Annotated in this window: 10 protein-coding genes; 5 read left to right on the top strand and 5 right to left on the bottom strand. The window is 55.3% G+C overall.

Annotated elements, in window-relative coordinates:
* Together AC0LWM_RS28970 and AC0LWM_RS28965 are read left to right on the top strand one after the other, a co-directional pair.
* A partial coding sequence (locus tag AC0LWM_RS28970) for an energy-coupling factor ABC transporter ATP-binding protein (RefSeq protein WP_474678508.1) occupies positions 1-814 on the top strand: 814 nt, incomplete at its 5' end.
* Complete coding sequence (locus tag AC0LWM_RS28965; RefSeq protein ID WP_474678507.1) at positions 781-1,488, top strand: ECF transporter S component; 708 nt, start codon at positions 781-783, stop codon at positions 1,486-1,488. The genes AC0LWM_RS28970 and AC0LWM_RS28965, both read left to right, overlap by 34 nt.
* A gap of 372 nt (positions 1,489-1,860) precedes the next feature.
* Here the strand turns inward: AC0LWM_RS28965 and AC0LWM_RS28960 are convergent, their stop codons facing one another.
* From AC0LWM_RS28960 to AC0LWM_RS28950, 3 genes are all read right to left on the bottom strand, one after another.
* Complete coding sequence (locus AC0LWM_RS28960; protein ID WP_474678506.1) at positions 1,861-3,744, bottom strand: patatin-like phospholipase family protein; 1,884 nt, start codon at positions 3,742-3,744, stop codon at positions 1,861-1,863.
* A gap of 78 nt (positions 3,745-3,822) precedes the next feature.
* Positions 3,823-4,218 carry a winged helix-turn-helix transcriptional regulator gene (locus AC0LWM_RS28955; protein ID WP_474678505.1) on the bottom strand — a complete coding sequence of 132 codons (396 nt, stop codon included), beginning with the start codon at positions 4,216-4,218 and terminating at the stop codon, positions 3,823-3,825.
* Entirely contained in the window at positions 4,215-4,613 is a 399-nt protein-coding gene (locus AC0LWM_RS28950) for a winged helix-turn-helix transcriptional regulator (RefSeq protein WP_474678504.1), read from the bottom strand. The genes AC0LWM_RS28955 and AC0LWM_RS28950 overlap by 4 nt, the downstream gene beginning before the upstream one ends.
* Positions 4,614-4,860: 247 nt before the next feature.
* Between AC0LWM_RS28950 and AC0LWM_RS28945 the strand changes: the two genes are divergently transcribed.
* Both AC0LWM_RS28945 and AC0LWM_RS28940 read left to right on the top strand, forming a co-directional pair.
* Complete coding sequence (locus tag AC0LWM_RS28945; protein WP_474678503.1) at positions 4,861-5,400, top strand: NAD(P)H-dependent oxidoreductase; 540 nt, start codon at positions 4,861-4,863, stop codon at positions 5,398-5,400.
* Between the two features lie 135 nt (positions 5,401-5,535).
* Complete coding sequence (locus AC0LWM_RS28940) at positions 5,536-6,441, top strand: alpha/beta hydrolase (RefSeq protein WP_474678502.1); 906 nt, start codon at positions 5,536-5,538, stop codon at positions 6,439-6,441.
* 72 nt (positions 6,442-6,513) lie between these two features.
* Here AC0LWM_RS28940 and AC0LWM_RS28935 read toward each other — a convergent pair whose 3' ends face one another.
* Both AC0LWM_RS28935 and AC0LWM_RS28930 read right to left on the bottom strand, forming a co-directional pair.
* Positions 6,514-7,110, bottom strand: a complete 597-nt coding sequence (locus AC0LWM_RS28935; RefSeq protein WP_474678511.1) for a TVP38/TMEM64 family protein — start codon at positions 7,108-7,110, stop codon at positions 6,514-6,516.
* Between the two features lie 54 nt (positions 7,111-7,164).
* Positions 7,165-7,815, bottom strand: coding sequence for a TetR/AcrR family transcriptional regulator (locus AC0LWM_RS28930; RefSeq protein WP_474678501.1), 651 nt, complete (start codon positions 7,813-7,815; stop codon positions 7,165-7,167).
* Positions 7,816-8,058: 243 nt separating this feature from the next.
* Between AC0LWM_RS28930 and AC0LWM_RS28925 the strand changes: the two genes are divergently transcribed.
* Complete coding sequence (locus AC0LWM_RS28925; protein WP_474678500.1) at positions 8,059-8,922, top strand: pentapeptide repeat-containing protein; 864 nt, start codon at positions 8,059-8,061, stop codon at positions 8,920-8,922.
* Positions 8,923-9,809 lie beyond the last annotated feature (887 nt).

The raw sequence follows: 9,809 nt of genomic DNA, 5'->3' as shown, positions 1-9,809 counted from the left end.
AGCCGCGGCTGCTCAGCGGCCCGTGCTGCTCCGCTGCCGCGAAGCGTGCTTCCAGTACGACAAGGGCGAGCCGCTCGTGCTCGACCATCTGTCGTTGGAAGTGCGCGAGGGCGACTACGCTGCGCTGCTCGGCGGCAACGGCACGGGCAAATCGACGCTGCTGCAGGTGATGGCCGGCTTGCTGAAGCCGCAGAAGGGCGGCGTCGATTGGCGCGGCACGCCGCTCGGCAAGATGAAGGAGGCCGAGCGCTTCCGCGTGATCGGCTACCTGGCGCAAAATCCGCTGCTCTATTTCGCGCACGACACGGTGCAGGAAGAGCTGCTGCACGCCGCAGAGCGGGCCGGCTATGCTGGACCTGCCGAGGAAGCGGAGCGGATGCTCGCTTACTTCGGCTTGGAGGCGCAGCACGCCAAGCATCCGTACGACCTGAGCGGCGGCGAACGCCAGCTCGCGGCGCTGGCGACGGTGCTGCTCGCAAAGCCGCAGGCGCTGCTGCTCGACGAGCCGACCAAAGGGCTCGATCCGACGGCGAAGCGGCGGCTGGCCGATAAGCTGGACGATCTGCACCGGCAGGGAATGACGCTGTTCGTCGTCACCCACGATGTCGAGTTCGCCGCCAGGTACGCCGGCCGCTGTCTCATGATGTTCGAAGGCGCGATTACGGCGGATGCGGCGCCGCAGCCGTTTTTCGGCGATAACTATTTCTATACGACGGCGGTGAACCGCCTGGTTCGGCACTTACTGCCGCAAGCATTGACCGTAGAGGATGTGCTCGAGCGATGGACGATAACAACCGCCGCCGAAGGCGAATAAAATATGCCGTATGGACGGCCGTTCTCGTCCTGCTTGTCGGCTTGTCCGTGACGGCGGCGCTCGGTTACCGGCATTATGTGCTGATCAGCCTCGTTGCAGCCGCGCTGTCGATGGCGCCGTTTTTCCTGCGGTTCGAGCGGAAGCGCGCGCAGGCGAGAGAGCTTGTCCTCATCGCCATGATGGCGGCGCTTGCCGTCGTCAGCCGCATTGCGTTCGCGCCGCTGCCGAACGTCAAGCCGGTCACGTTCGTCATTATCGTCTGCGCGCTCGTGTTCGGCGCCGAAAGCGGCTTTATGATCGGCGCGGTCACGGCGATCGTATCAAACTTGTTCTTCGGCCAAGGACCGTGGACGCCGTGGCAGATGCTGGCGTGGGGCATGGTCGGCTTCTCCGCCGGGCTGCTCGGCAAGCAGGCTTGGCTGCAGCACCGTGTGGCGCTTGCCCTGTTCGGCTTCGCCTGGGGGTTCCTTTACGGCTGGATCATGGACATTTACGTCGTTGCCGAGCTGTTGTCGACCGGCGGGACGTGGCGCGAGGTGGCGGTCAAGTTCGCGGCCAGCTTTTATTTCGACCTGGCTCACGCGCTGACGAACGCGGTGCTGCTGTTCCTGTTCGGGGCCATGTGGCTCAAAATATTACGACGCTACAAAACAAAAATCCACGGCGCAGACTAGCTGTCTGCACTGTGGTTAAAGTTGATCGTACGTTCGGGGATGGGCACTTTTTGTCTGGCGGCGTGTTTTCGGGTGGCGACTGCAGCGGGCAAAGCAAGCGGGACGTGAAAACCTGCAATTATACATCTATTTTTTTACTATCTACTGGACATGAATCATTTCCTGCTTATTTCTCGCCAAATCTCGGAAATAGAACGAAGTCGTTCGAGATTGCTGCATAATCGCAGGTATTTCTTCTGAAAAACAGTTTCGTTTGAAAAATACCTGCACGATCGCAGGTATTTTATCTACCGCTCAATCGCGCCCCGGCACAATCGCCCGCACAATCACGCTACCGGCTCAGCCGCCCCTACGCTCAATCGCGCCCCCCGCTCAATCTCGTCCGCGCTCGAACGCGGCGATTGCCTGCCGAATGGCCGGCAGCGCTTGCCGTGCGGCTTGTTCGCCGGCCTCAATGAACTTCGGCGCATTGCGGAACTGATACGGACTAAGTGCCAGCTGCGGCTTGATGACGACGTCGGCCAACTGAAGCTCTTCGTGGACGAGCTTTTCGCTCATGATTTGGATCGTGTTCATGATCGATGTAATGAAATTGCGCGGCGGCCCTTTGGTGTGGGTCGGGACGTTGACGTCGACGGCGATGACGATATCGGCGCCCATGCTGCGGACAAGCGCTGCGGGCACGGGATGGACGACCCCGCCGTCCATCAGCACTTGCCCTTGGTAATGCACCGGCTTGATGAAGCCCGGGATTGCCGTTGATGCGCAGATCGCGCGCGAGACACGCCCGGCACGCAGGATATGCGCCTCGCCCGTGATCGCATTGGCGGCGACGGCGGCAAAAGGAATCGGCAAGTCCTCGAAGTGGATTTTGCCGATATATTTCTCGATAAACCGGGCCATCGGCCCGTTGTCGACGAAGGCCGCAGGCGGCAAAATCGGTTTGACGAGCTGCCTCCAGCGGACCGTCGGCAGCACCCGTTCGAATTCGGAAATCGGCTGGCCCGCCGCGTAAAGCGCTCCCATGAATGCACCTGCGCTTGTTCCGGCGATGCAATCGACGGGGATGTTTTCTTGCTCGAGCACCTTCAGCACGCCGACATGCGCCGTTCCGCGCACGGTTCCGCTGCCAAGCGCCAGCCCTATCGTCGGCCGGTCGCCGGGGCGCCTGCGCCGGCCAAGCCGGAGGTGCGCGCTGTGAATCATGCCGCCTCCGCTGCGGCTGAAGGCTTCTTCGATGACGCGCTTCAGCTCCATGACGTTGCCCGTCAAGAAGGGAAACAGCCGCAGCAGGCGCAGCGCCTCTTGCGAGATCGCTTCATCCGGCCTCGCCGCGCCCGCATGGCGCAGGAAGTGCCTGACGAGGTCGGGGATATCCTCCATCCGCTCGCGAAGGGGAGGCAATTCGACCCGCTGGACGGCCGGAAGCGGCGGAAGCCGGGTTGCCGTTAGGATCACGCGAGCCAGGGCCCCAACCCCGGCGGAGGCGGCTGCGATACGCGTCAGCACGTCGTCCGGCAGCTGCCCGGCATCTCGCAGAATCAAGGCCCCGCCTTGGGCGGCGCGTAAGCTCGCTTCCCATACGTCAAAGCGGAAGTCTTCCACTTTAATGTGCAGCAGCGGGGCGCCCGCGGACGATCCGAGCGCATGGATAGCCGCAGCGGCCCGGCCTTTGCCGACGCCCTCCTCGCCTACGATGCCAACGGCGCCTTGCAGCATGGCACAGCGCACGATGTCGTCCCGTACTTTCCGGATGCGCATGCTTTGGCCCACGAGCTCACCGCTCGGAAACGGTTCATGCATGCCGAGCTGCTTGGCCCCGCCGAAGCCCTCCGTACGCTCGTTTTTCCCCGTCGACTTGGCTGCCCGCATCCGCTCCGCCATCGCCTCGATCATATGCGAGCGAAACGCGGGATGGCTCTCCATCAGGAACAACAAGCCTTCGCGGCCGATGGCCAACGTGCATACTTCGTCTGCCGCTTCGACCGTTGCTTCCGCAGGTTCGCCCGTCAAGCAGCTCCATTCTCCGAAAAAATGACCTTTTGATAACACCGCGAGCTGAACTTTTGTGTCTTGTTCTACATAAACGTTCACATGTCCCGATTGAATCGAATGGAACGTATCGCTTAGGTCGCCTTGGCGCAAAATTGCCGTTCCTCTTCGGAAACGGCGTTCTTCAACATAGGGAAGCAGCAAATGCAGCTGGTCTTCCCGAAAGGGATCGATGACGGGATGATCTTTGCCGCGCTTTAGCATAGCGCTCCCCCTCCCGCGATTTCCTACCCCATATGTATGAACGAATCGCGGGGAAAAATGACTTTTTGTTGGATCCGGTTACGACAATGTATCGGAATGCTTGTCGAATTCGGCCCGCGCTTGATCGACGAGCGAGTAGTGGTCTTTGGTCCATTGCGTCAAATGCTTTAGCGGTGCAATTAACGTTTCGCCGAGCGGGGTTAGCGAATAATCGACAATAGGGGGAACCGATGCGGTCACTTCGCGCCGGACGAAACCGTCCCGTTCCATTTGTCGCAGCGTTTGGGTGAGCATTTTTTTCGACACGCCTTCAATTTGCCTGCATAGTCCCCCATAACGCATGCTTCCGTTCTCCAATGCATAAATAATGAGAACCGTCCATTTGTTCGAGATCAAATCCAACATTCTGCTGTAGGTACAGTTGGATGTCGTAATGATCGGCTGTTTCGTGTTGGAATGTTTTGCCAAATTCATCCCGTGGTCCCCCCTGCGGCGCCGCCATGGTGCTCTTCTTTTTTCGTACCGGCGCTTGAACGATTCATATATTCGAGATGCTGAAATCCCCATCCGCACATATCGGTCAATACCGAGCTTAACGTTTGCCCGTGATCGGACAAGAAATATTCCACTTTGGGCGGGATCTCTTGATACACCCGGCGTACGATGAGTCCGTCGCGCTCCATTTCGCGAAGCTGGTTTGTGAGCATCCCTTGCGTAATATTCGGCAGCTGGCGTCTCAATTCCCCGAACCGCTTCGTTCCCTCGTGCAGCAAAATAAACAAAATGAGCGGCTTCCATTTCCCGCCGATCGCCTGCAGCGTGGCTAATATCCCTTGAGTTCTCTCCGAATCCCGCATTTCCTCCAGCATGTTTCCCACTCCCGATCGATTCAACTTGGTATTCTCAGTTTAACAGAGCAGTCGGAAAGACGACAGTACGATGATGTATCATACTTAGTACGATTTTCCGTACTATATGCAGGCGCCAGGCGGGGTCTATGGTACGTTTCGCAAGACGTAGTCCGGAAAAAAAGCGTACTTTGCAAAAATGATTTTACCGACAATAATGGGGGTGTAGGTCGCGACGCTACGACAAAATGAGAAAAGGATGATCGTCATGAAAATCATGGTTATCGCTGCGCATCCCGATTTGAACAACTCCCGGGCCAACCGTGCATGGGCGTTAGAACTGCAAGATCAACCCGGCATTTCCTTTCGCGACCTTTATCAGGAATATCCCGATTGGAAAATCGACGTGGAGAAGGAGCAGCGGCTATTGCTGCAATATGACCGGATCGTGCTCCAGTTCCCTTTTTATTGGTACAGCTGCCCGCCTTTATTGAAAAAATGGTTCGATGACGTATTGACATTCGGTTGGGCGTTTGGACCCGGAGGCGATTATTTGCAAGGCAAGGAGTATATCGTCGCCACGACGGTGGGAGGCACGGAAAAAGGATACCGGTCGGGAGGGGATAACTGGTTCACGATCAGCGAATTGCTGAGGCCGATTCAAAGCACGATCACGAAATGCAACGGGACCTTTCTTCCGGCTTTCGTCAGTTATGAAGTGGACAAAAGGACGGATGCGTATCTCGCACAAGAGGCGAAAAGATATGCGGAATACATCCAAACTTCGATGCGTGCGCTCGTGCATTAATTCTTGGTTTCGCGCATTGGGGTATAAGGTAGGAACTTTCAGGTTCCCAGGCCACTTCAAAGTGCCTACTTACATTTTGTAAGTCCTTCGCGTATTGTTGAACTATAAACAATACATCGAAAGAAGGTATCCGCTATGCATGAACAAACCCGCAATTTTCTGAAAACGATGGAAGGGCTCCCTGGCCTGCACACCTTATCCCCCGAACAGATTCGCAAGGTCGTCGTTGCAACGGCGATTTCCGAGAATTTCGAGCTTGCCGGAACGGAAGACATCACGCTGGACGGACCACACGGGCCGCTTGCAATAAGGATTTATCGCCCGACAGAAGGGAAGGCATTGCCCGTCATTGTGTTCTACCACGGAGGCGGGTTCGTCTTTAACGATATGAACAGCTTCGATCCGATGTGCGGCAAATTAGCGGCCGAAACCGGCCATGCGGTCGTATCGGTGGATTACCGTCTGGCACCCGAGTTTCCTTTTCCCGTTGCGGCCCACGAAGCGATTTATGCCGCGCAATGGGTGTACGAACAAGCCGCTTCGCTTGGCCTGGATCCGGACCGGATCGCAGTAGCCGGCGAAAGCGCCGGGGCGAATTTGGCGGCGGTTGCGGCTCAGGTCGCGCGCAATGAGGGAACGTTTAAGGTCACTTCTCAGATTCTGTTGTGCCCGCTAACCGATTGGTCCGGCGACTACGAATCGAAGCGCGCGTATGGCGAAGGTTATTTCCTGACGTCGGCATTGCTCGATTATTGCGCAGAGCATTACTTGCCGAATGCGGAGGATCGGACGAATCCGCTCGCTTCGCCGCTGCTCGGCAATCTAGAAGGGCTGCCGCCGGCGCTCATCGTAACCGCGGAGTACGACCCGCTACGCGATGAGGGCGAACGGTACGGGCGGAAGCTTGCGGAAAGCGGCGTCGAGGTCACGATGAAACGGTATGCCGGCATGATTCATTTATTTTATGCGCTGACCGATTTATTCGACGACGGCCATGACGTATACGATCTGATCCGCAGGGCTTTGCGGAAGATCGGATGATACGGAACGGATAGAAAGTCGGGGGTGGGGCTGTGAGATCGCGGCCTTTTTCCGTCGGATTGGCCCTTACACTTATTCTCTGGCCCTCTCGTTATCCCCCTTCGAGAAGTACGCCTCAATTTTTTTGCTGATTAGAAGTGATAGCACGATAAAAACAACGACATACGCGATCTCGATCGGGTTGTGAATGTAACGTTCCAGGTCGTACCCGATATACGAAACGGAAAATACCATAATCGCCTTGCCGAAGGCCGCCGCGATAAAGAACGAACGCAGCTTCATGCCCGACAGGGCGGCGGCGATATTGACGATGACGAAGGGGCCAAAAGGAAAAATGCTCAGTAGAAAGACATAGCTGAACGCGTTGCGTCGCACCCATCGGATGCTTTTTTCGATTTTCGGCTTTTGCGCCATCCGGACAAAATACCGGTGCTGCGCCACTTTGCGGATGATGAGGAAGGTCACGACGCAACCGCTCACGATGCCGATCCACGAATAGAGGAAGCCGAGCCACAAGCCGTAGACGGCTGCGTTCACGCCGACGATGACGAGGGTAGGCAGCGGCGGGATAAACGATTTCAGGAACGTTAGCGCAATGCCGGGCAGCGGCCCGAACGAGCGGAAATATTCCAGGAAATTTCTTAGGTTTTCTTCGGTCATGTAAGACATGATATCCATCTGTATGTGCACACCTGTTTCATAGAGGATAGGATCGATCTTGGGTTAAGCCCGCAAATATTCCATTAAAATCTTTTTCAAGACGGCAAGCTGGTTTTCCGGCTCCAGATCCGGCTCCAGCATAAGAATATTGCGTTGCAGCGACAGCTTCCTGGAGAACATGGCGAACGCGTTGACGACGGTCGTCAGCGTCTCTCTCACAGGCAGGCCGGGGCGCAAGGAGCCGTCCCGAACGCCGTCCTGGATAATCGACTGGAACACTTGGGATACTTTGCGGTACAGGTTGTTGAAACCCTCGATACCCTCCAGCGGCACCTGCGAATGCGCGGCGTAATTCTCGAAATCTTCAAGGAATTTGATATACCGATCGTCTTTTTCGACCAGAGGCACGCAGAAAAAATCGAATAAACGCTCCAGCTTCTCGATGCAAGAAACGGGCTGCTCGCTGACCGATTGAAATACGGCAAGCACTTTTTCGATTTGTTTGGTGGCGATGGTGACGATGAGCTTTTCTTTTTTCGGAAAATAGCGGAATAATGTTGCGATGCCGATATTGACCTCTTTGGCGATGTCGTGCATCGTCGCTTTTTCGATGCCTTTGTCGGCAAACACGCGTTCCGCAGCTTCTATAATATGCAGCTCGCGCTGCAGTTTATTGTCGTTTCGTTCTTGCTCATACCTTGTTTTCGGATCCATAATTTCGCTCCTACCTGATCTTCGCCAGGGCTATGATTTAATCCATATTATATCCTCTTGATTCCCGGGTCACAAGAAGGGCCTAGTTGCTGAGAGGATGGCTGAAGTCCTAACCGGGCTGCGTTCAAGAATGACAAAGAGACGTATCGGGATTCCGATGCGTCTTATTTTACATTTGACTGACAAAATATTCGGTAATACGATATGAGTTAGTGAAATCAATGAACGGAAGGAAACGATACAATGTCCGAGAATCACGAAATATTGGAGTTTATCCCCGACGAGAGCCGCCGCAGTCTGATGGCAGACTGCGAGAATTGCTTCGGCTTATGCTGCGTGGCGCTCCCCTTCGCAGCAACGGCGGATTTCGCCATCGACAAAGTCGCCGGCCAGCCTTGCCCGAACCTGCAAGCCGATTTCCGCTGCGGCATTCATACTGACCTTCGAAAGCGGGGCTTTCGAGGCTGCACGGTATATGATTGCTTCGGCGCAGGACAGAAGGTTTCCCAGGGCACCTTCGGCGGCCGTGACTGGCGGCAAGCCCCGGAAACCGCGAAACCGATGTTCGAGGTGCTCCCGATCATGCGGCAGCTTCACGAGATGCTCTGGTATTTGACCGAAGCGTTGACACTACAGCCGGCCCGTTCGATCCACGCTTCGCTCCGCTTGGCGATCGAGAAGACGGAACGGCTCACTCGCCTCAGTTCCGACGCTCTGATGGAGCTGGACGTGGCGGCACTCCGGGCGGGGGTCGGCGATCTGCTCCAGAAGGCCAGCGAACTTGCGCGGGCCGAAGCGCTGCGCAGGCAGAAGGGCTCCCCCAAGCGCAAGGTGACCCGCGGAGCCGACCTCATGGGCGCCAATCTTCGAGGGGCCGACCTCCGAGGCGCGAACCTGAGAGGGGCCTACCTCATTGCAGCTGACCTTAGAAAAGCCGACCTGAGAGCGGCCGATCTGCTCGGGGCCGATTTCCGGGATGCCGATCTTAGCGGGGCCGACCTCACCGGGAGTATATTCCTCATCCAAGCCCAGTTGAACGCGGCGAAGGGCGATGCCAACACCAAGCTACCGCCGTCGCTCACGCGCCCGTCGCACTGGATCGGTTAAAAACGCAAAAACAAGAGCGGAGAGACTGCCGATACGTTATCCGCTCTTGCCGTAACGGCTCTATCTTTAACACCAGTCATCCTCTGCATTGCTTGAGGCTTTCTTTTTCGGAAATATGTTTTTGTTTCATTACCTTAACGATTCTCGCACCATATTCGGGGGAGACAATCAAAGAAATATTGATTTTATCGTATGAAGAAGCATGGTGTCCTGCATAATTTAACGCACTTGCATGAACGATATGCCTGCGAGTATCGCCATTTATTCGTTCGATGCTATCAATCCGAGGACACATGGTGAAATCCGGGAAAGCTTTGCCGATTTCGGAAAAGTATTGTGTATACAACGTTTCTTCAAGCAGCTCTTCTTTGGAGGGCCCGTCGATTTCATACTTCCATCCTGCCAGGAGCCAATCGTAAAGTTCTTGCGAAATCAATCTAATTTTTAAATGATTCCGGGTGTATACGACATGGCTATTTTCTGTCGTGCATGTCTTCGTATTACTTTCGAAAACACACCTATATGTAGGTTCAATGATCACGACATCTTTGTTGTTTAGAGCTACTGGTATCCATCCGATTTTTGAAATAACCGTGAAGGCCCTTTTCCAGACAAACGAACGACTTGCATGGATGTAACGTCATGCATTGTGAGCGATTCAGTTTGCAATCCATTTTTCCAATAGAGGGTCGAGTCGGCTTGTGCCTTAGCTAGATGTATCGGGGAAAGACCAGCAAGCATTAGGAACAAAATCGTTAACAGTTTCATTTGAAATTCTTCACCTCAAATGGTAGTATTGCCCGACCTGGCAAAATCCATTGTTCCTTTTCGCTACGATATGGTAAACTAAGATTAATTCAAGTTAGTTAGTTGTATAACTTAATAAG

The organism is Paenibacillus sp. sgz302148 (assembly GCF_056120465.1).
The sequence above is the reverse complement of the archived record's forward strand: the minus strand, read 5'-3'. Positions and strand labels throughout refer to the sequence as shown.

Excerpts from the sequence above, each read along its gene's own strand:
- AC0LWM_RS28965 (WP_474678507.1), top strand. The coding sequence starts at position 781 with ATGGACGATAACAACCGCCGCCGAAGGCGAATAAAATATGCCGTATGG.
- AC0LWM_RS28960 (WP_474678506.1), bottom strand. The coding sequence starts at position 3,744 with ATGCTAAAGCGCGGCAAAGATCATCCCGTCATCGATCCCTTTCGGGAA.
- AC0LWM_RS28955 (WP_474678505.1), bottom strand. The coding sequence starts at position 4,218 with ATGAATTTGGCAAAACATTCCAACACGAAACAGCCGATCATTACGACA.
- AC0LWM_RS28950 (WP_474678504.1), bottom strand. The coding sequence starts at position 4,613 with ATGCTGGAGGAAATGCGGGATTCGGAGAGAACTCAAGGGATATTAGCC.
- AC0LWM_RS28945 (WP_474678503.1), top strand. The coding sequence starts at position 4,861 with ATGAAAATCATGGTTATCGCTGCGCATCCCGATTTGAACAACTCCCGG.
- AC0LWM_RS28940 (WP_474678502.1), top strand. The coding sequence starts at position 5,536 with ATGCATGAACAAACCCGCAATTTTCTGAAAACGATGGAAGGGCTCCCT.
- AC0LWM_RS28935 (WP_474678511.1), bottom strand. The coding sequence starts at position 7,110 with ATGTCTTACATGACCGAAGAAAACCTAAGAAATTTCCTGGAATATTTC.
- AC0LWM_RS28930 (WP_474678501.1), bottom strand. The coding sequence starts at position 7,815 with ATGGATCCGAAAACAAGGTATGAGCAAGAACGAAACGACAATAAACTG.
- AC0LWM_RS28925 (WP_474678500.1), top strand. The coding sequence starts at position 8,059 with ATGTCCGAGAATCACGAAATATTGGAGTTTATCCCCGACGAGAGCCGC.